We start from the raw sequence: 21,871 nt of genomic DNA on the forward strand, positions 1-21,871 counted from the left end.
TCTTTTTTAAAAGATTATCTTCTTTTAAAGATCTGCCAATATTACTTAAAAGTACTGATTGACTATCTAAAAGTCCATAAATCATTTGAGATATGAATTTAGTTTTAGGTTTTGATAAATCTTTTGATATTTTTTTAGAGAAATTACTTACTTTTCGTTTAATTTCATAGATTAATCTGGTATAATTAGTCACGGTGAAACAACTCCTTTTGGTGTTTTTTGTCTGCAAACTAATTATACCAAAAGAAGGAGCTTGTTTCACCTTTTTTGCGTAATCTGTGGATAATCTATTTTAAGGACTTCTAAGAGCTAATTATCCACATTTTTTACTGTTGATAACTTTGAGTTTTTGCTATTTTAAAAAATGGGGAAACTACTTTATAATAATTTATTGACATTGTAATAAAATATTGCTATTATAATAGTGACTTTTTTTATTAATAAATATTTATTAAGACTTAAAGAGGAGGCAGAATAGTGGAGAATAGAGTTTTAGATAAATATAAAGTATTAGTTGAGTTTTTAGCAGAGGTACTGGGAGAAAATAGTGAAGTTGTTCTTCATGATGTTAATGATTTTGAAAATTCCATTGTGGCGATAGAAAATGGCCATATTAGCGGCCGAAAAGTTGGCGATTCTCTAACTGATCTGGCTTTAAATGTTTTAAAAGATCAGGAGAAACTGGAAAGTGATTATTTAACTAATTATACTGGAAAAACTTTTGATGGTAAAGAGCTTAAATCTTCAACATATTTTATCAAAGAAGATGGCGAAGTTCTCGGTATGCTCTGCATAAATATAGATGTTAGCGACTATATTGAAGCAAGAGATCTTATAAATTCTTTTATTGGTAATCAAAAAAACATTGAAGAAAAGGAAGAAAATCAAAACTTTGCTGAAAATTTCACTTCCTCGATCGAAGAATTAATTGATTCTATGATCGAAAGTTCAATTGGTAACTCTAAAATCCCACCAGCAAGAATGACTGCTGAGGAAAAAAAAGAAATAACTAAAAAATTAGATGACAGAGGAGTTTTTCTCTTAAAAAATTCTGTTTCAAAAGTTGCCAAAAAATTACATACCTCGGATGCAACAATTTATAGATATTTAAATGATTAATTAAATTGAATCAAAAATTTTAGTTAATTTGAATTAAAGAGGATGAAAACGGGATTAATTTATCGTTTTCATCCTCTTTTATAATAATTATAATTTATTTTTTAGTTCTGCAACGTCAGCAAAAACATAATCAAAGTATTTTTGTCCGGAAGCAAGATTTTTTATATCCTCTCTTTTTGTTTCTCCACTTAAAACTAAGATTCCTGTTATACCTGCATCGTGAGCCATTCGCATATCAGTATATAAACGATCTCCAACCATTGCCAGTTCTGATTTTTCTAGATCAAATCTTTTTAAAATATAATCAATAGTAAGTCCTGAAGGCTTACCTACTATTAAAGGCCTTTTTCCGGTTGATGCAGCCAGTAGTTCGATCATTGCTCCGGTATCCGGCTGAGTTTTACCTTCACTAAGAGGACATACCAGATCAGGATGGGTGGCTACATAGTCCACACCGGAGAGAATTAACTGGTGTGCATCCCAGAGTTTTTTATAAGTTAATGTTTTGTCAAAACCTAAAACTACAAAGTCAACACTGTCCGCTTTTTCTCTGATATTTTTCTCTTCATTTACAATCTGATGGCCAAAGCGTTCCATTTCTTCTCTTAAAGAATCTGTTCCCAACAAATAAATTCTTTTACCCTGCTTAGTGCCCTGTTCAGCTAAATAAGAAGCTGTAATCTCACCGGAATTAATAATTTTTTCTGCAGCAATATTAATATTCATCTGTTCCAGTTTCTGCTGATAATCCGCTCTGTTTTTAGAAGAATTATTGGTTAAAAATATGTAATCTCTATTTGTTGCTTCAACTTCTGCCAGGAAATCAAGACTTCCTTTAAGTATATCGTTTTCTAAATAAATTGTTCCATCCATGTCCAGTATAAAAAATTTAATTTCATTTAGTTCATTCATCTGCTGCCCCTTTCGAAATCTTAATTGTGTAATATTAATTAGCAGTGTAAAGCTGCTGAAGTTTTGTCTGAAGTTTTGTCTTATAAATAAATCTCATAGTACTAATTTATCAATACTTTCAACTAAATTCAAGTGTTAAATTAAAACCCGGCCGCAGAAAATGCAGCCGGGTAGTAATCAGTCTATTTTAGATTATTTATTCTCCAAATAGTTCAGTGTAATCCTGGAGAACTTTATCAGCTTCCTCATCAGCTTTGTTTAAAGCTTCTTCAGCAGTGGAAACCCCAGTAAAAGCTTCTTCAACTGCTGTATCAACAATATCTCTAATTTCTACAAAGTTACCTAAGAGTACACCATTAGCTGCAGGAGACTGAACTCCACTTAATACCTGCAGGAAAGCAGTTAGATAGTTAGGATTTTCGCTAAACCAGCGGTTATCCATTAGAGTTTTAACTGCTGCGTTTGTAGAGGGGAAATAACCGGTATCTTTGTGCCACTGAATAGTAACATCAGTTTGACTTAGATATTTAAAGAATTCTACAACTGCGTCATATTCTTCCTGGCTGTGTCCTTTCATTACCCAGAGTGAAGCACCACCAATAACTGAATTACCAATTCCCTGACCTTCAAACCGGGGGAGGAAAGTAGTACCAACTTCAAAATCAGCTGAGTCTATAATTGAACTTAAAGAAGAAGTTGACTGAATCAGCATAGCTACTTCTCCAGCTAAGAAATCCTGATTGGCAGAATATTCACGGCCGCCATAAGCTACAACATCTTTTTCTACTAAATCTGTCCAGTAACCTAAAACCATTTTCGCAAAGTCACGATCAAGATAAACTTCAGTTGCTCTGCCGCTGCGGCCATTATCATTGTTGGCATAGGGTTTATTATGATAGGCATGCATCTGTTCTAAAATCCAGGCTGGCCAGCCAAAAGATAGTCCATGATTGGCAGCGCCACTATCAATTATTTTTAAACCCATTTCTTCAATATCTGCCCAGGTTTCCGGAACATCTTCTATACCAGCTTTGGCAAAAGCATCTTTATTGTAATAAAGCATTGCAGTTGAAGAATTAAAGGGCATTGAGTAGAGGTGACCGTCAACACTGTAGTAATTTAAAATTGGTTGAATAACACTGCCAAAGTCAATTTTTCCTTCTGCGATTTCATAAACAGGTACAATTGCTTCACTATCTAACATGGTCTGAGTACCTACTTCGTAAACTTGAATAATGTGGGGCGGATTACCTGAACGAACTGCAGAAATACCCTGAGTTAGAGTTTCAGCATAACTCCCGGTAAACTGAGCTGTTACATGAATGTCATCATGTTCTGCATTAAACCCATCAACAATTTTTTCTACTGCTGCAGTACGACCACCACTCATGGCATGCCAGAATTCCAGCTCGATTGTCTGAGCAGATACCATTGCTGCGCTAAAAGCAAAGAGAGTCACCAAGGTTAAAATGATAATAGATTTTTTTAACATAGATTTTCTTCATTTAAGTAAATAAATGAAGATCACACCTCCTTTTTTTGTTGAAAAATGAATCAGATTAGACCACTTATTTTGAGATCACCATTCAACTTCCCAAATTGAATACTGAAAATCTCACCCCCAGTTATTAATTATTTTCTGAAGTTAACCTCAGCTTATCCCTCCTTTTAGAATTTTAGTCATATTTTTATATTATTTGTCCTGCTGCATGGCAAAACCTTCGACAAGGCTTTTCTGCAGGGTCAAATAAACCAGTAGTGGTGGAATAACACCAATTATTAAAGCTGCCATAATTACATTCCACTCCGGCTGAGCGTCAGAGGGAATTAACATTTTGAGACCAATTTGAACTACCCGTACTCGGGCACTGTTAGTTGTAACCAGTGGCCAGAGATATTGATTCCAGACCCAGATAAATTCTATAGTAAATAAGGCGACTATATTACTTTTAGAAAGAGGTATCAGAATTGACAAGAGAAATCTAAGTGGTGTAATACCATCGATTAGACTGGCTTCCAGAAGTGATTCTGGTACTGTCATATAGAACTGTTTAAATAAAAGAACGCCTGTGGCACTGGCAAAAAACGGAATTGTTAAGGCATAATAAGTATCGAGCCAGCCCAAATTATCCATTAACTGGTAGGTTGGCACTATTCTAATTGGCAGCGGCAGCATATGGGTAATTAAAATCATAATAAAAAGCAGATTTTTGCCTGGGAAATCCCCAAAATAGACAAAAGCAAAGGCTGCCGAAACAGATAGAATAATTTTTCCTACAGCAGTAACTATCGAAATAAAAGAACTGTTAAAAAGAAGTTTCCCCATGTTTGAACGTTCCCAGGCTTCCCGGTAATTATTTATTAAGTTATCTCCCAGCTGTAATTTGGGTGGGGATGAATATACTTGATTAATATTTAAAGTACTGACCATAAATGCATAAATTATTGGAAAAGAAACTAAAAAAACAGAAACTATTAAAAAAAGATGAATAAATATTGTTGTAGTTTTTTTACGCTTCATTGCTCAGATCTCCCCTTTATTGATAAAATACTTTTTCTCCGGCATATTTAAACTGAATAATAGTTATTATTGCTACAAAAATAAAAAGTATTATTGACTGTGCGGATGCATAGCCGGTTCTCATACTCAAAAAAGCATCTCTAAATAATTTGTAGGTAACTATATCTGTAGCTCGAGCTGGTCCCCCCTGGGTTAAAACATCAACAACACCAAATGTTAGAAAGAAAACCTGCAGGGTATTCATAATCAACAGAAAAAAAGTGATAGGCGAAATTAAGGGAAAGGTAATTCGCCAGAATTTTGTAAAGGGACTGGCTCCATCAATATCAGCTGCCTCTAATAGTTCAGGTGAAACATTTTGCAGAGCAGCAATAAAAAAGATAAAGTTATAACCGAGCATTCGCCAGCTAGAGGCAATAATAATTAGAATAAATGCGGCTGTACCATTACTAATCCAGTCAAAATTTAAAGTTGTGAGTAATTTAATATAATAAGCCATGATTCCCACATTAGGATGCATTAAAACTCCCCAGATAATTCCAGCAAAAGCAAAGGAAAAAGCAAAGGGCCAGATTAATAAACTTTTATAGATTTTAGCACCTCTGATGTTTTTATTGGTAACAACTGCCAGAATTAAAGCTGAGGCAATAGAAATAAAAACTGTAATTGCTGTAAAAACAAGAGAACGAACTAAACTGTTCCAATAGGCGGAAGAGGTTAAAAGCCGCTGAAAGTTCTCCAGACCAACATAGATTTGTCTGTTGCCAAAGGGGGTAGAGCGAAAAAAACTTAAGTAAAGTGACTGGAGCGAAGGATAGATCAAAAAGGTTGTAACTATAATGATTGATGGTGCAATTAAAAGATAGGCTAAATAACGATATTTTTTAGCAAACTTACTATTCAATCTGATTACCTCCCAAAAGTAATAATATTATGAATATTTAAAATAAAAAAACAGAAGATGCTAATTCTATATTTCGCTGTTAGAGAAAAAAACCCTGCCTTAAATTTATAAAACAGGGCTTAAAATTTAATTTTTTTGACTGTATTCAATTCTATGCAGCAAATAAAAATAGCTGAGGCCAGCAATCAGAGAAATTGCACTCCCAAAAGCATACATGGCTGCTCCTCCAGCACCATCATAAATCATACCGCCCAGTAAACTACTGACAACGGTGCTGACACTGATAATTGAGGCATAAAGATTTTGACCGGTTGAACGAAATTTCTCTCCTACAAGTTTTGAAATATATCCAACAGCTGTGACATGGAATAAAGCATAAGTCAGACCGTGAAAAAGTTGAGTCAGTAAAATTAGAATTGGTGAAGACCAGATAGCGATTAAAAACCAGCGAAAAGCAAAGGCCATTGCCGATAATAATAATACCTTCTTCAGTTTAAATTTTTTCAAAAATATATCTGCTTTTTGAAAAATAATTAGTTCACTTCCTGCTGCAATAAACATTCCCAGGCCCAGCAGAGTTTCTCCTCCACCGATTGATTTAAAATAAATTGGAAAATAAACAAAATTTGCAGTTAATGGAGCCTGAATAAAAAATGTAAAGATTAGAAAGTACAGCAGATCTTTATTTTTAAATAAGAGTTTAAAACTGCCCATACTGGTTACTTTAATGGTTCGATTACTTTTGGGTAATTTGTAGGCAAAAAACAGGGATAAAAATAATCCTGCAGCTGCCAGTAAAAAAGTAGTTTCAGACTGAGTCCGTTCTATAATCCAGCCAAAGGGCATAATTCCCAGCATATAGCCAAGTGATCCCCAGACTCTAAACTGGCCGTACTGTTCTGCTCGATCCCCCAGATGATTTAGCAGGAGAGAGTCTGACAGAGGGACAATTGAGCTGCTGAAAACCATAAAGAAGCTGTAGAGAATAAAAATAATTAAAAAACTCTGGCTCAAAAGAAAACTGAGAGAAAAAAGAAGAGTCCCGGTGATAGTAAAAAGTAATATTTTTTTATTGGCTTCAAAATAATCAGACATCATTCCCCAGACCGGTAGAGCAGTGATCGCCAGTGTTTTGGCAACTGATGTCATCAGACCAATCTGAGTTGCGCTGAAGCCAATTGATTCCATATGAATATTAATGTAAGTAGTTGCTGCTACATAAATATAATAGATAAAATAGTATGATTTAAATAAGATAGTAATTCCTTCTTTCTATAGGTGCTTATCATAGTATAAGCATTTTAAATCTTTTTTGCAAGCATATTTAGTAAATTGATTTAACTTTTAAATTAAGTTGTGAAAGAATATTCAAAATTGACAAATAATTAAAAAATATATATAATTATAAATGCAGAGGAATCAAAATTTGTAATATTTTAGTTTCTTTGTAGTTGGAGATTAAGAATTCCAAAATATATCTAAGGGGGGATGGACTAAAAGTAAAATTTTTTGTCCAAAATCTAACAAGGGGAGTGAATTATTTAATGAGAAAACTGACTTTTTTAATGGTGATTTTACTTGCTTTTATCCTGACATTTTCAGCTGCAGCTCAGGAGCCAGTAACTATTGAATTCTGGCATGCTATGGGTGGCTACAATGGTGAAATTGTAAATACTATTGTGGAGAGATTTAATGAAAGTCATGATGATATTCAGGTTGAAGCCCAAAATACAGGTAGTTATAATGATACTTTAACTAAAACACAGGCTGCAGTCCAGAGTGGATCAGCACCTCATATTGTTCAGATTTATGAGATTGGAACTCAGGTTATGCTTGATAGTGGTATTATAATTCCTGTAGAAGAATTAGGAAGAGAAGTGGCTCAGGATGACAGCTTCGATTGGGGTAAATTTTTAATTCCTGTTTCTAATTATTATAATGTAAATGGCCAGCTGAATTCAATGCCTTTTAATTCATCTACACCTATTTTATATTATAATAAAGATGCTTTTGAAGAAGCAGGTCTGGATCCAAATGATCCTCCACAGACTTTTGAAGAGTTAAAAGAATATGCTCGTAAACTTACAATTCGGAATGAAGATGGAGATGTAGAGCGTTATGGATTTACCTTAGGTATAGTTGGCTGGTTTGTTGAACAGATGACAGCTAACCAGGATGCCTTACTTGTTAACAATAATAATGGTCGTGATGGACGAGCTACTGAGTCTTATTTAGATCGGGAACCAGTAGTGAGATTTATTGAACTCTGGAAAGAAATGGTTGATGAAGGTATAATGTTAAATCCAGGTCGCGGCTGGGATGGAGCCAAGCAGGCCTTCCTTTCTGGTAGAGCTGCAATGATGATTGAGTCAACCGCACAGGTTACTAACTTTACCAATAATGCTGAAAACGATGGTTATGAACTGGGAACAGCTTTCCTACCTCGTCCTCAGGGCGTAGATCGTGGTGGAGTTGTAATTGGTGGAGCAAGCCTCTGGGCTGTAAGAGATCATCCTGAAGAAGAACTTAAAGCTGCCTGGGAATTCTTAAGTTTCCTTTCCGAAATGGAGCAGCAGGTATACTGGTTTGAAAATACCGGTTATTTCCCGGTAACAAAAGCAGCTGTAGAGCATGAAATGAATGGTCAATTCTTTGCGCAGAATCCAAACCATTTAACTGCATTTCTACAGTTATTATTGAGTAAAAGAGCTTCTTCTACTCAGGGTGCATTAATTGGTACTTTCCCTGAAGTAAGACAGATTGTGGAAGAGGCAGTAGAAAAGACTCTGCAGGGAGATATGACTCCTCAGGAAGCAATGGATGAAGCAGCTTCCAGAGTTGACAGATCATTAGAACAGTATAATTCACTATATGAATAAAAGGCATAGAAAGTAGAAAAGTTTGTTATGCCTCTTAACCCCTTCCTCGCTTATTGAGGAGGGGGATTTTTCCATTAAAAATTAATAATCTATAAATTACTAGATATTCCAGGGGAGGTAGAAAAAAATTGAAAGAACAAGATTATGACTCACATTTTTCGGTTCCATATTTATTAATATTACCGTCAATGATTATTTTAACTCTTTTTTTATACTGGCCTACAATCCAGTCTGTGATTTTAAGTTTATATCGGACAGCTCCATTTGGTGCCCGTAGAATCTATTCCGGCTTTGATAATTATATAAATTTATTTACTGATCCAGTTTACAGAGCAAGTCTGCTCAGATCAGCTGTTTTTGTTTTAATTACTATTTTTGGTGGTCTGGCTGTATCTTTAATTTTGTCTGTGCTGGTTAATCAGAAATTGAAGGGGATTAAAATTTACCGGACTATATTTTTTATACCTTATGCTATTTCTCCCACAGTAGCCGGTTCTCTCTGGGTATTCCTTTTAAACCCGGTAGCTGGTCATGTGAATTACTTTTTAGATCTTTTATTTAATGTTCAGGTGCCCTGGCTTACCAATGGTTTTTTTGCTTTTATAGCTATTATAATTGCAACTATCTGGAAAAACATGGGGTTTAATATTATATTTTTTCTGGCTGGGCTGCAGTCAATTCCAGACAGTGTTTATGAATCTGCCAGAATTGATGGAGCGAATTCTTTTCAAATTTTTAGAAAAATAACTATTCCTCTGCTTTCTCCTACAACTTTTTATCTAATTATTATGAACATTATTTTTACTGTTTTTCAGTCTTTTGGTATTGTAGATATTATGACTCAGGGTGGACCTGCAGATGCTACTAATATTGTAATCTACAAATTATACCGGGATATGTTTGTTAATTTCCGTCCGGGACTGGCGGCAGCACAATCAGTAATTTTGCTTATTCTGGTATTAATAGTAACCTTCTTCCACTTTAGATTTGGCAGTAGAGGTGTTCATTACCAGTAAAAGATAAAAAAATTCTGATGAGATAAAATTAATCAATTTTAAAATCAACTAAATTATAAAAGGAGAAATATTATAGAAGGAGTGGTTATCTGATGCGCAAATCTCGAAAAGATTTAATAAATAAAATTTCAACCCATCTGCTCTTAATGGTAATTAGCTTTATAGTTTTAATGCCTATTTTACTGGCATTAAGTGTAAGTTTTCAACCCAGAGCGCAGATTTTTTCTTATCCACCGTCATTGATTCCGGATAAATTATATTTTGGCAACTATATTAATGCCTGGAATTTAGTCAATATGGATCGGCTGCTAGTTAACAGTCTTTTAGCTTCGGCAATTGTAATGTTTGGTAAACTGGCTCTTGGAGTTTTAAGTGGTTATGCATTTTCTCACTTTGAATTTAAATACAAAAAAACACTGTTTTTTGCTATTTTATTTACTCTGATGCTGCCGATGCAGGTAAGAGTAGTTCCCCTATTTGAATTTGTCAGTAAACTTGGCCTGGCAAATACATATTCAGGATTGGTTCTTCCTTTTCTGGCAAGTGCAACAACAACTTTTTTAATGAGGCAGCATTTTTTGACAATTCCCACCTCTCTTATGGAGTCTGCACAGCTCGATGGCTGTGGCCCTTTTAGGTTCTTATTTCAAATTCTGATCCCGCTTTCCGGTCCAACTTTGGCCGGTCTGGCAACAGTAAATTTTCTAGTTATGTGGAATGCTTATCTCTGGCCTTTAATCATTTTGAATTCTGACGAAATGAAGGTTGCCCAACAGGGGGTAAAAATGTTATTCACCAGTGCTTCAGAACGAGACTGGGGACTAATTATGGCTGGTACAATCATGGTGGTTATTCCAACTTTAATTGTTTTTTTGCTGGCTCAAAAGTTCTTTGTTAAAGGTATTGCGACCCAGGGACTGAAAGAATAAACTTGCAGCTTATTTAAAAAAACTGTATTATAATATTAAATTTTAATTAAGATGGATAGAGGAAGTGATAGTTTTGAGGACAAAGATTATTGGACACCGCGGTGGAGCAGCTGGCTATCCCGAAAATACTCTGGCAGCTTTCAAAAAAGCTGTTGATTTTGGAGCTGATGGGGTGGAATTTGATGTACAGCTGACCAGGGATGGAGAAGTAGTGGTAATTCATGATGAATTAATTGACAGGACAATGACCGGAAGTGGTCTGGTTAAAGATTATACTCTTGCTGAACTGCGTGAAATGAGTGCTGGAGAATTTTTTAGTCCTGAATTTAAAGCCGAAAAAATTCCAACCCTGGCAGAAGTTCTGAAAGTTGTTAAGGGGCTGGAAGTAATTAATATTGAATTGAAAAATTATCTCCCCTACCCTCGACTGGAGGAAAAGGTCTTAAAACTGGTTGACCAGTTTGGATTAAGAGAACAGGTAATCATTTCTTCTTTTAATCATTACAGTCTGCAGAAAATAAAGAGATTACAGCCGGAAATGAAAACCGGATGTCTTTTGATGTCAAAAATGATAAATGCTGCTGATTATGCATTTAAAAGAGGCTTTAATGCTTTGCACCTCCATTTTTTAACAGCTGACCAGGAGGTGGTCGAAAAAGCTCATTTTATGGGTCTGCAGCTGAATGTTTACACAGTTAATTTTCCCGATGCAGTTGCCGGGCTGCTTGAAAAAAAGGTTGATATGATTATGACTGATGACATTGAGATGGCTCTTGAAATCAGAGATAAAATTGAGAACAAGTCCTGAACCAGTCTTTGAACCAGTCTTAAAGTATAGCTTTTTAAGTTTCAATATTCCTCTTAAATTTTTAATCAAAACTTAATTTCTATAGTTTGAATTAGCTGTTAATCTTTATTATAATTAAGTTAGAAGGAGATAAACTTAAATAGATTGATCTTCCGTTTTGAGGCGAAAATTTAAGAGAGGTGAGCAGTTATGTTAAGAAAGCTCAAAAATCTCGAAGGATTTACTGTTCAGGGTCGTGATGAAAAGCTGGGTAAGACAAAAGACTTTTATTTTGATCAACATCGTTTTGTATTGAGGTATCTTGTTATAGATACAGGTAACTGGCTTAAACACGAAAAAACCTTAATTTCTACAGATTCATTTGAGGAAATAAATTATGATAATCAGGAAATCATTGTCAATCTGACAGCAGAAGATCTGGAAGCAGGACCAAGTATTCAGAAAAACAAACCAGTTTCCAGAGTGATGGAGGAAAAAGTAGTTAAACATTTTGACTGGCCAATTTACTGGACAAGTTCTCATCCTGCGGATGGACCTGCTATTCAGGCAGGCAGCATAATTAGAGAGAAATTATTTAATTTCGAGAATCTAACTGATGAGGAAAAACAGGCAAAAGAGAAAGAAATCGAATCCAATCTGCGCAGCTTTAACGAAATTCGTGGTTATCACATTCAGGCTCAGGATAAAGAATTTGGCCATTTAGAAGATCTATTTGTTGACGAAGAAAACTGGGTGATTCGCTATCTGTTAATCGATACTCGAAATATTCTGCCTGGAAAAGATGTTCTGATAGCACCGGAGTGGCTGCAGAATATTAGCTGGAATAAAGAAAAATTATATGTCAGCAAAACCAGGGAAGAAATTAAAAATGCTCCGGAGTATAGAGAAGAAAGCAGCGATTATCTGGTTGATCGTAGGTACGAAGAAAAACTCTATAATCACTATGATGAGATTAAATACTGGCAGCAGTAAATTTCAAATAGAATTCAAATAATTATCTAATAAACACTGTTAGGATTTTAAAAGTGAGATATAAAAACAGCAAATTAAAAGACGAGCCCTTTGAGGGGCTCTTTTTTTTATATAGGAAATTATGCTTTTGCAGGAATATGGATAACCTTGTTGCCAGGAAATTATAACTATAATATTTTTAATGATGATATTTTTATTCCAGAAAGTAATTTAATTTAAGTCTTTAAATTAATAATGATTATTGCTATAATAGAAGAGCAGACTAAACATACATTCACTTATTTATTAAAAATGTCAATAATTTTACTGAAAATTATTTGATTTAAATATATAATAGTTAATTAATCATTGATTTTGAATTCAGTGGTTAAGAGTTTAATTAGTTTGCAAATTATATTTGGGGGGATTATTGTGAAAGAAGGACAATTTAAATTAAAGGCCCCTTTTGAGCCAAAGGGTGATCAGCCTGAGGCGATAGAAAAATTGGCTGAAGGAATAAAAAAAGGATATCGTCATCAGACTCTACTTGGTGCGACAGGTACCGGAAAAACTTTTACTATGGCCAAACTGGTGGAAGAGGTAAACAAACCAACCCTGGTTATTGCTCATAATAAAACTCTGGCAGCTCAGCTGACCAGTGAATTTAAAGAGTTTTTTCCTGATAATGCTGTTGAATATTTTGTTAGTTATTATGACTACTATCAGCCTGAGGCTTATGTACCTCAGACTGATACCTATATAGAAAAAGATGCTTCTGTTAATGACGAAATAGAGAAACTCAGACTTTCGGCTACCACTTCACTTTTTGAGAGGCGAGATGTGCTGATTGTGGCCAGTGTCTCCTGCATTTATGGTCTGGGTTCGCCGGATGATTATTTAAATCTTTCACTTGATTTGAAAGTGGGCAAGATAATGGATCGCAAGGATATTACCCGGAGCCTGACATTTATGCAGTACAGCCGCAATGATATGGATACCTCACGCGGCCACTTTCGGGTTAAAGGAGATGTTGTTGATATTTTTCCTGCTTATCGTGACATTGCAATCAGAGTGGAACTTTTTGGCGATGAAATTGACAGAATTACAAGAATTAATACAGTTACAGGTGAGGTTGAGGCCGAAATTAATGAGATGACAATTTATCCGGCCAGTCACTTTGTTACTCCAGAAGATAAGGTTGAAAGGGCAATTAAGACAATTTCAGCGGAGCTGGAAGAGAGACTTAAAGAACTGCGTGCAGAAAATCGACTGGTTGAGGCTCAACGGCTTGAACAGAGAACCCGATATGATCTGGAAATGCTGGAGCAGATGGGTTTTTGCTCAGGGATTGAAAACTATGCCCGGCATCTTGCTGGTCGTGAACCTGGTTCCAGACCGATGGCTCTTTTAGATTACTTTCCTGATGATTTTATGGTAATTATTGATGAGTCACACATGACAGTTCCTCAGATTGGTGGAATGTTTGCTGGTGACCGGTCTCGTAAAGAAAAGCTGGTAGAATATGGATTTCGTTTACCGTCAGCTCTGGATAATAGACCGCTAAACTTTGAGGAGTTTGAAGAGGTTGTACCCCAGGCGGTGTATGTTTCGGCAACACCTGGTCCTTACGAAGAAAAAAACAGTCAGCAGATTGTAGAACAGATTATTCGACCGACTGGACTGGTTGATCCCGAAATTGATGTTCGACCAACCAGGGGCCAGATTGATGATCTGCTAGAAGAGATCCGTCAGGTTGTAGGAGATGAAGAGAGGGTCCTGGTTACTACTCTGACTAAAAAGATGTCAGAGGATCTGACTGAGTATCTGGCTGAAGCAGGTATCAGAGTCCGCTATCTACATTCTGATATCGACACAATTGAGCGTTCAGAGATCATTCGTGATCTGCGCCTGGGTGAATTTGATGTACTTGTAGGAATTAATCTGCTGCGTGAAGGGCTTGATCTGCCTGAAGTTTCTCGAGTGGCAATTTTAGATGCCGATAAAGAGGGTTTTCTGCGTTCTGAGCGAGCGCTGGTTCAGACTATTGGACGTGCTGCTCGTAATGTTGCGGGTAAGGTGATTATGTATGCTGATAAAATAACTGATTCAATGCGGAATGCTATTGATGAAACAGAGAGAAGAAGGGAGATTCAGATTCAGCATAACAAAGATAATAATATTACTCCGGAAACAATTATTAAACCTGTTCGCGAAGTAGTGAGACCGGTTGAGATGGTAGTTTCTGAGGATAAGAGCCGCTATTATGATAAAAGTCAGGATAATGAAGATCCGGATGATAACAGTCAGAATTATGATCAGATGAGTCGTAAAGAAATTCAACATTTAATTATAGATCTGGAAGCTGAAATGGAAGAAGCAGCTGATAATCTGGAGTTTGAAATAGCTGCTCAGATTAGAGATGAAATTGAAGAATTAGAAAATAAATTATAATCGGGACCGGTTATCTGTAGAATATTACTAAATAAAAAAACTAGATGCAGATATTTTACAGGTAGCTGCTGCCTTAGAAGAGGTGTTATTATAAATGGGATTAGATCGTTTGATAGTTAAGGGTGCTGAAGAGCATAATCTTAAAAAAGTAGATTTAGATATACCCCGGGATGAACTGGTGGTAATTACTGGACTCAGTGGTTCTGGTAAATCTTCGCTGGCTTTTGATACTATTTATGCAGAGGGGCAGAGGCGTTATGTAGAATCACTTTCAGCTTATGCCCGCCAGTTTTTGGGACAAATGGAAAAGCCAAAGGTGGAATATATTGAAGGGCTTTCGCCAGCTATTTCTATTGATCAGAAAACAACAAGCCGTAATCCACGCTCAACAGTTGGTACAGTAACTGAGATTCATGATTATTTGCGCCTGCTTTATGCCAGAGTTGGGATTCCTCACTGTCCTATCTGTGGTAAAGAAATAAAGTCGCAGACGGTAGATGAGATCGTGGATCAGGTGCTTGAACTGCCAGAAAGAACAAAAATTCAGGTGCTGGCCCCCATTGTTCGCGGGCGTAAAGGTGAGCATGAGCGTGCTTTTCTGCAGGCTCAGCGCGATGGATTTGTTAGAGCCAGAGTTGATGGTGAGACACTTTTACTTGAAGATGCAGAAAAACTGGATAAAAACTTTAAACATGATATAGAGATTATAGTTGACCGCCTTGTAATTAAGGTAGGGATCAGAGAACGACTGGCTGATTCAATAGAAACAGCTCTCGATTATGCAGAGGGTCTGGTTATGATTGATGAAATAGAAGGAGAAATTACAACTTATAGTGAAAAATTTGCCTGTCCAGAGCATAATATCAGCCTGGAAGAAATGTCACCTCGTATGTTCTCATTTAATTCTCCTTATGGAGCCTGTGAGAATTGTGATGGACTGGGAGTAAAAAAAGAATTTGATCCAGATTTAATCCTGGATAAAGATAAATCAATTGCTGATGGTGGAATTATCCCCTGGGCCAGCTCATCCAGCCGCTATTACCCGGCTCTGCTGGAAGCAATGGCCGCTGAGTATGATTTTAGTCTGGAAACAAAAATTGAAGATCTGGATTCTGAGATTATTGACAGGTTGGTTTATGGTGATGACAAAAAGATTACTTTCCCCTATACAAATCGTTATGGTCGGACCAGGGATCATACCACCAGGTTTAAGGGGATAATAGGCTATCTTAAAGAAAGAATGAATAAATCTGACAGTGCTTCAACCCACCGAAAAATGGAAAGGTATATGAATGAAATTCCCTGTCATGTCTGTGAAGGCCAGCGCCTAAAGCCTGAAGTTCTGGCAGTTACAGTTGGTGGAATTTCAATTGCTAAATTTAGTTCTTTTACTATTAAAGAAGCCCATGAATTTTTAAAGGGAGTAGAGCTGGATGATAGACGAGCAAAAATTGGTAAGGAAATTCTAAAAGAAATCCGAGAGAGATTGCGCTTTTTACTGGATGTAGGACTTGATTATCTGAGTCTTGATCGCTCGGCCGGGACACTCTCTGGAGGAGAAGCCCAGCGAATCAGGCTTGCTACTCAGATTGGATCAGGATTAATGGGAGTTTTATATATCCTCGATGAACCAAGTATTGGTCTTCATCAGCGTGATAATAATCGTCTCATCAGTACTTTGGAGCATATCAGAGATCTGGGTAATACAGTGATAGTTGTTGAACATGATGAAGATACAATTCGCTCGGCAGACTATATTATTGATATGGGACCGGGTGCCGGAAAACATGGTGGTGAAATTGTTGCTGAAGGTAGTCTTGATGATATAATTGCTGAAGAACGTTCACTGACCGGGCAGTATCTTTCTGGAAAAAAGAAAATCCATGTACCTGAAGATAGATACCAGACTGGTGAAAAATGGCTTAAATTGAAAGGGGCCAGACAACATAATTTAAAAAATATCGATGTTGATTTTCCACTGGGAACATTTACCTGTGTAACAGGAGTCTCGGGTTCTGGTAAAAGTACATTAATTAATAACACTTTAAAAAGACAGCTGATGCGGGATATCTATGATTCAACCCTTCATCCAGGAAAACATGATTCAATTGAAGGGATTGATAATATTGATAAGGTGATTAATATTGATCAGTCTCCGATTGGCAGAACTCCCCGCTCAAATGCTGTAACTTATACTAAAGTTTTTAATTATATTCGGGATGTCTTTGCCAGCACTCCGGAAGCCAAACAGCGCGGTTATGAGATCGGACGTTTTAGTTTTAATGTTAAGGGAGGACGCTGTGAAGCCTGTAAGGGACAGGGAATTGAAGAAATTGAAATGCACTTTTTACCTGATGTGTATGTACCCTGTGATGTCTGTAATGGTAAGCGTTATAATCGAGAAACTTTGGAAATTAAATATAAAGGGAAAACAATTGCAGATGTACTTGAAATGACAGTAGAAGAAGCACTGGAGTTTTTCGAAAATATCGAGCCGATTCGCCGCCGTCTGCAGACTCTTTATGATGTAGGTTTAAGTTATATTCGTCTGGGACAGCCGGCTACAACTTTTTCTGGTGGAGAAGCTCAAAGAATTAAAATTGCCAAAGAGCTGGGAAAGAGAAGTACCGGGCAGACTCTCTATCTACTTGATGAGCCAACAACAGGACTTCATTTTGCTGATATTAAAAAACTGCTTGAAGTACTGCATCGCTTGCGGGAAGATGGCAATACTGTAATTGTAATTGAACACAATCTTGATGTAATCAAATCAGCTGATTATTTAATTGATCTCGGACCAGAAGGTGGAGAAAAGGGAGGAGAAATTGTTGTCACTGGTACTCCGGAAGAGGTGGCCCAGAGTGAAAATTCTTATACCGGCAAGTTTTTAAAAGAAGTGCTCTAGACACCGGAGTCTGGATATTATTCCCAATGACTTTAATTAAATTATTCCTTTTAATGTAAATATGTAGTATAATAGTTATATAATATCCTGAGGAAAGTTATAATTGAGGCCTAAAAGGGGAGGTGCAGCATTTGAAGAAGAGAGATAAGAGAGAATCGATGCAGGGCAAAACTGGAGAGGTCATTAGTGAAGAAAAGATGAAGGAACGGATTAAACAGCGGGAAAAAATGTTTGCCAGCGCTTTAAATGAGGCACCGATTCCAGTTATGATTCATGCTGAGGATGGGGAAGTTGTAATAGTAAATAATACCTGGATTGAAATTAGTGGTTATAGTAAACAAGAAATCAGGACAATTTTTCAGTGGATAAAGAAAGCTCATCGCGGTAATATAAAAGAGATAAAACAGGAAATAAATAAATCATTTGCAGCTAATAAAAGTATTGGTGGCGAGTTTGAAATTTTCACCAAGGATGGAGAAAAAAGAATTTGGGATTTTAAAACAGCCCCCTGGGACGTGATGAAGAGGGGCGCAAACTGGTAATCAGTACTGCTGTAGACATAAGCCGCCGCAAAAAAGCAGAAGCTGACCTGCAGAAATTAAACGAAATTTACCGAACTTTAAGTATGGTAAATCAGCTAATAGTCAGAGAAAGATCGCTGGAGAATCTGCTGGTAGAAGCAGCTCAGCTTACTTTTGATTACGGCAAATATAGTAATATTTGGATCGGTAAATTTAGTAAAGATCAGGAAAAATTAAAAATTTTAACTTCAACAGAACAGAATTGTGACTTAATTAGAAAGGGAGATAATTACAGCTTATTTTCGAAGGATTTAGGTTTTGATTTTAAGGATGCAATGATTAATAATAATCAGGATAAAGTGATTCAGAACAGCTGTCAGAATTCTTCTGGCTCTGAGTTTTCTTTTCCTAAACACTGTGGTTCCAGAGCTTTTTTTCTATTGGAAGTTATGGACCAACCCTGGGGAATATTTTCTTTTTGCTCAACTGAGGATGACGAGTTTGATGAAATGGAGATTAAACTACTGTCTGAACTGACAGGAGATATTTCTCTGGGAATTGAAAAGATTATTAATGAGCAGCTAAGACTGGAGTCAGAAAGGCGGTTGAAAAAAAGTGAGGAGAATTATCGCAGATTATTTGAAAATTCTCCGGTGGGGATTTTCAAAACTACATCGACCGGTCAGGTGAAAATGATTAACCCTCATATGGCTCAAATTTTAGGTTTTGATTCAATATCTGAAACTATAACTTATTATAATGATCTCAAAAATTCTCTTTATGTAAATTCTGAACGCCGGGATCAATTTTTAAACCAGATTAAAACAGAGGGTATGGTTGATAATTTCGCTTATCAGGCCTATGATCGGGAAGGGAATATTTTGTGGCTGGAAATGAATGCACGAGTCAGTCAGAAAGATGAAGACGGCAGTTTTATGATCGATGGATTCTGTCGAAATATAACTGAGCGGCGTCAGAGTGAAGCGAAAATTCGTTATCTCGGTTTTCATGATAAACTTACCGGGTTATATAATCGGGCTTTTTTAGAGGAAGAAATTAAAAGGGTAGACACATTGCGTCAGCTGCCGATTAGTATAATTATGGGTGATTTAAATAATTTGAAATTGATTAATGATACTTATGGTCATGCCAGTGGAGATAGATTGATTAAAGAGGCTGCTGACATTTTCCGAAAATCATGCCGGGATGAAGATATAGTTGCCCGCTGGGGTGGGGATGAATTTGTTGTGTTATTACCTCAGACAGATAGGGCTGAGAGTGAAGATATCATTAAAAGAATTAATGCTTATTTAGAGCAGGAGGCTGGAGAACTGCAGGTTTCTATTTCACTGGGGACTGCTGCTAAAACAGATATTGAAGAGGATTTGATGGTTGTTTTAGGTAGGGCAGAAGATAGAATGTATAAAAATAAAATTGCCAGCAGAAAAAGTGCACGCAGTAGTGTATTGGCAGCTTTTTTAAGTTCGTTAAGAGAAAAAAGTTCAGAAACTGAAGAACATGTACAGAGGATGAGTAGTCTCGCGGCTGATTTTGCCCAGAAAATTGGACTTTCTAGCTCTGAGCAGGACCGGCTTTATCTTTTAACTCAAATGCATGATATTGGTAAAATTGCAGTACCGGAAGAAATATTAAACAAAACAGAAGAGTTGAGTGATGAAGAATGGGAGATAATCAAAAAACATACTGAAACTGGTTTTAGAATAACTTCTAACATCGAAGATTTTGCCCATATATCTTCCGAAATACTGCATCATCATGAGTGCTGGGATGGTTCAGGTTATCCAGAAGGAATCAGTGGTAAAGATATCCCACTCCTTTCACGGATGCTGACAATAGTTGATTCTTATGATGTAATGATTAGCGGCCGACCTTACAAGAAGGCATTGACTAGAGCTGAGGCTTTAGCAGAACTGAAAAGATTTGCCGGAGTTCAGTTTGATCCAGAATTAGTGGAAAAATTTATTGAGAGTTTAGATTAGCTAATATTATATCATTTATTTTTAAAAGATTGTTTTGTAACAGTTGAAGAAGTAATTATTCACAAATTAAGGTGATATTTATGACAGACAATGAAAATAGAAAAGAACACATAGAAGCACAGCTCAAGGAATTACCCCGACAGCCCGGTGTTTATTTAATGAAAGATGAGACCGGAATGATTATTTATGTTGGTAAAGCTAAATCTTTACGCAGTCGGGTAAGATCATATTTCCGTAAAAATGATCAGACTTATAAGACCAGAATGCTGGTTAAATATATAGATGATTTTGATTATATTATAACTGATACAGAAGTTGAAGCCTATATTCTAGAGGCTAATTTAATCAAAAAACACCAGCCCAAATTTAATATCAGGCTTAAGGATGATAAAACTTATCCCTATATTAAAGTGACTAAGAATGTTGATTTCCCAAGGGTGTTTAAAACCAGAATTGTAAAAAATGATGGAGCAAAATATTTTGGACCCTTTGCTGATGTTGATGCAATTTATAAGACTCTTGATGTGATCAAAGATATTTTTAAGCTTAGAAGCTGTAAAAAGGAATTGAAGGCAGATGATCCAGAAGATCGTCCCTGCTTAAATTACCATATTGATAAATGTCTAGGCCCCTGTATTGGAGCTGTCAGTAAAGAGGATTATCATGAGCTGATTGACCAGGTCTGCCTTTTTCTTTCCGGGCGTCAGGTGGAGCTTAAACATCAGGTTGAGGAGAAAATGAAAGAAGCGGCTGCTGAAAGAAATTTTGAAAAAGCAGCTCGTTTTAGAGATGCTCTGGAGGCATTTGAAAAATTAAGTGAAAGTCAGAAAGTAATGACAGATAAAAATGTTGATCAGGATGTGGTGGCCCTGGTTCAGGGAGAAGAGGATAATGCCTGTGCTCAGCTGCTTTTAGTCCGCAATGGCCGTCTGATTGGACAGGAATACTTTATTCTTCAGGGAACTGAAGAGGAAAGTGAAGCAGAAACCATGGCTTCATTTTTGCAGCAGTATTATGAGCAGGCAGCTGGAATCCCTGATGAGCTCTTATTAAATACGGAAATAAACTATCAGAGTTTACTTGCCGAAAGACTGGCAGATATTAAAGGTAAGAAAGTAAGCATCCAGTACCCGCAAAAAGGTGATAAGAAAAAAATGCTGGAGATGGCTGAACGAAATGCCGAACAGAATTTAAAGAAGGAAGATATTCGCAGCAAATATGAAAAACAGCGTACCTCAGGAGCTGTAGAGAAGCTGGGAGAAATTCTGGAAATGGAAAATGATCCCTATCATATTGAGGGATTTGACATCTCAAATATACAGGGTACAGATTCTGTTGCTTCAATGGTTGTTTTCAAAAATGGACGACCTTCCAAGCAGGATTACCGGCGTTTTAAAATTAAAACTGTGGAAGGACCCGATGATTTTTCCAGTATGAAAGAAGTGGTGGAACGCCGCTATGCAAGACTTTTGCGTGAAGATAGAAAACTTCCGGATCTGATTCTAATAGATGGTGGTAAAGGCCAGCTTAATGCAGCCTATGAGATTTTGGAACTCTTAGGTATAGAAGACCTGCCGATTATTGGTTTGGCTAAAAGAGAAGAAGAGATCTTTAGGCCTGGAGAAAGTGAACCGATCACTTTACCTCACCATACTCCTACTCTGCAGCTGCTGCAGCGGGTAAGAGATGAAGCCCACCGCTTTGCAGTCAGTTATCACCGCAAACTTAGATCAAGGCGTCTGACCCATTCGATGTTAGATGAGATTCCAGGAGTGGGAGAAACCAGAAGGAATGCCCTGCTCCAGCACTTTGGTTCTCTGGCAAAAATAAGAGAGGCTAAAATCTGGCAGCTTAAACAGGTGGATGGAATCAGCGGCAAAACAGCGCGTAAGATCTATGATTATTTAAGAGAAAATATGAGAGCCTATTGATTTCAGGCTTAAAAGAGGTGAAGA

At 36.7% G+C, this 21,871-nt stretch carries 16 protein-coding genes and 1 pseudogene; 11 read left to right on the forward strand and 6 right to left on the reverse strand.

Annotation, left to right across the window (positions count from 1 at the left end; genetic code table 11):
• A pseudogene (locus tag BW929_RS02780) lies at positions 1 to 193 on the reverse strand (transposase); the annotation flags it as partial.
• A gap of 284 nt (positions 194 to 477) precedes the next feature.
• On the opposite strand from BW929_RS02780, the gene BW929_RS02785 reads away from it, so the two are divergent.
• A complete protein-coding gene (locus BW929_RS02785; protein WP_143413997.1) occupies positions 478 to 1,119 on the forward strand; it encodes a helix-turn-helix transcriptional regulator in 642 nt (213 codons plus the stop codon).
• A gap of 87 nt (positions 1,120 to 1,206) precedes the next feature.
• On the opposite strand, the gene BW929_RS02790 is transcribed toward BW929_RS02785, so the two are convergent.
• The 5 genes from BW929_RS02790 to BW929_RS02810 all read right to left on the reverse strand — a co-directional run bounded on the left by BW929_RS02790 (position 1,207) and on the right by BW929_RS02810 (position 6,719).
• A complete protein-coding gene (locus BW929_RS02790; RefSeq protein ID WP_076543864.1) occupies positions 1,207 to 2,031 on the reverse strand; it encodes an HAD-IIA family hydrolase in 825 nt (274 codons plus the stop codon).
• Between the two features lie 196 nt (positions 2,032 to 2,227).
• Positions 2,228 to 3,523, reverse strand: coding sequence for an ABC transporter substrate-binding protein (locus tag BW929_RS02795; protein WP_076543865.1), 1,296 nt, complete (start codon positions 3,521 to 3,523; stop codon positions 2,228 to 2,230).
• A gap of 201 nt (positions 3,524 to 3,724) precedes the next feature.
• Positions 3,725 to 4,552, reverse strand: coding sequence for a carbohydrate ABC transporter permease (locus BW929_RS02800; RefSeq protein WP_076543866.1), 828 nt, complete (start codon positions 4,550 to 4,552; stop codon positions 3,725 to 3,727).
• A 16-nt stretch (positions 4,553 to 4,568) separates the two neighbouring features.
• Entirely contained in the window at positions 4,569 to 5,456 is an 888-nt protein-coding gene (locus BW929_RS02805) for a carbohydrate ABC transporter permease (protein ID WP_076543867.1), read from the reverse strand.
• 126 nt (positions 5,457 to 5,582) lie between these two features.
• Entirely contained in the window at positions 5,583 to 6,719 is a 1,137-nt protein-coding gene (locus tag BW929_RS02810) for an MFS transporter (RefSeq protein WP_084566066.1), read from the reverse strand.
• 281 nt (positions 6,720 to 7,000) lie between these two features.
• Here BW929_RS02810 and BW929_RS02815 point away from each other — a divergent pair, with 281 nt between their 5' ends.
• From BW929_RS02815 to uvrC, 10 genes are all read left to right on the forward strand, one after another.
• Positions 7,001 to 8,335: an ABC transporter substrate-binding protein gene (locus BW929_RS02815; RefSeq protein WP_076543869.1), complete on the forward strand. Its 1,335-nt coding sequence runs from the start codon at positions 7,001 to 7,003 to the stop codon at positions 8,333 to 8,335.
• A 128-nt stretch (positions 8,336 to 8,463) separates the two neighbouring features.
• The gene (locus BW929_RS02820) at positions 8,464 to 9,351 is read left to right on the forward strand and encodes a carbohydrate ABC transporter permease (RefSeq protein ID WP_114489488.1); all 888 of its coding nucleotides are present in this window, start codon (positions 8,464 to 8,466) and stop codon (positions 9,349 to 9,351) included.
• A 92-nt stretch (positions 9,352 to 9,443) separates the two neighbouring features.
• A complete protein-coding gene (locus tag BW929_RS02825) occupies positions 9,444 to 10,280 on the forward strand; it encodes a carbohydrate ABC transporter permease (RefSeq protein ID WP_076543870.1) in 837 nt (278 codons plus the stop codon).
• Positions 10,281 to 10,353: 73 nt separating this feature from the next.
• Positions 10,354 to 11,088 (forward strand): glycerophosphodiester phosphodiesterase, encoded by a 735-nt coding sequence (locus BW929_RS02830; protein ID WP_159437145.1) that lies wholly within the window; start codon positions 10,354 to 10,356, stop codon positions 11,086 to 11,088.
• Positions 11,089 to 11,277: 189 nt separating this feature from the next.
• On the forward strand, positions 11,278 to 12,060 hold the full coding sequence (locus BW929_RS02835; RefSeq protein ID WP_076543871.1) for a PRC-barrel domain containing protein: 783 nt from the start codon (positions 11,278 to 11,280) through the stop codon (positions 12,058 to 12,060).
• Between the two features lie 411 nt (positions 12,061 to 12,471).
• Positions 12,472 to 14,490 (forward strand): excinuclease ABC subunit UvrB, encoded by a 2,019-nt coding sequence (gene uvrB, locus BW929_RS02840; RefSeq protein ID WP_076543872.1) that lies wholly within the window; start codon positions 12,472 to 12,474, stop codon positions 14,488 to 14,490.
• Between the two features lie 94 nt (positions 14,491 to 14,584).
• Complete coding sequence (gene uvrA, locus BW929_RS02845) at positions 14,585 to 17,395, forward strand: excinuclease ABC subunit UvrA (RefSeq protein WP_076543873.1); 2,811 nt, start codon at positions 14,585 to 14,587, stop codon at positions 17,393 to 17,395.
• Positions 17,396 to 17,526: 131 nt separating this feature from the next.
• On the forward strand, positions 17,527 to 17,937 hold the full coding sequence (locus tag BW929_RS02850) for a PAS domain-containing protein (protein ID WP_076543874.1): 411 nt from the start codon (positions 17,527 to 17,529) through the stop codon (positions 17,935 to 17,937).
• A gap of 83 nt (positions 17,938 to 18,020) precedes the next feature.
• Complete coding sequence (locus BW929_RS02855) at positions 18,021 to 19,916, forward strand: HD domain-containing phosphohydrolase (RefSeq protein ID WP_084566068.1); 1,896 nt, start codon at positions 18,021 to 18,023, stop codon at positions 19,914 to 19,916.
• A gap of 80 nt (positions 19,917 to 19,996) precedes the next feature.
• On the forward strand, positions 19,997 to 21,847 hold the full coding sequence (uvrC, locus tag BW929_RS02860; RefSeq protein ID WP_076543875.1) for an excinuclease ABC subunit UvrC: 1,851 nt from the start codon (positions 19,997 to 19,999) through the stop codon (positions 21,845 to 21,847).
• Positions 21,848 to 21,871 lie beyond the last annotated feature (24 nt).

Origin of the sequence: Halanaerobium kushneri (assembly GCF_900156285.1) — a bacterium.
Taxonomy (GTDB): domain Bacteria; phylum Bacillota; class Halanaerobiia; order Halanaerobiales; family Halanaerobiaceae; genus Halanaerobium; species Halanaerobium kushneri.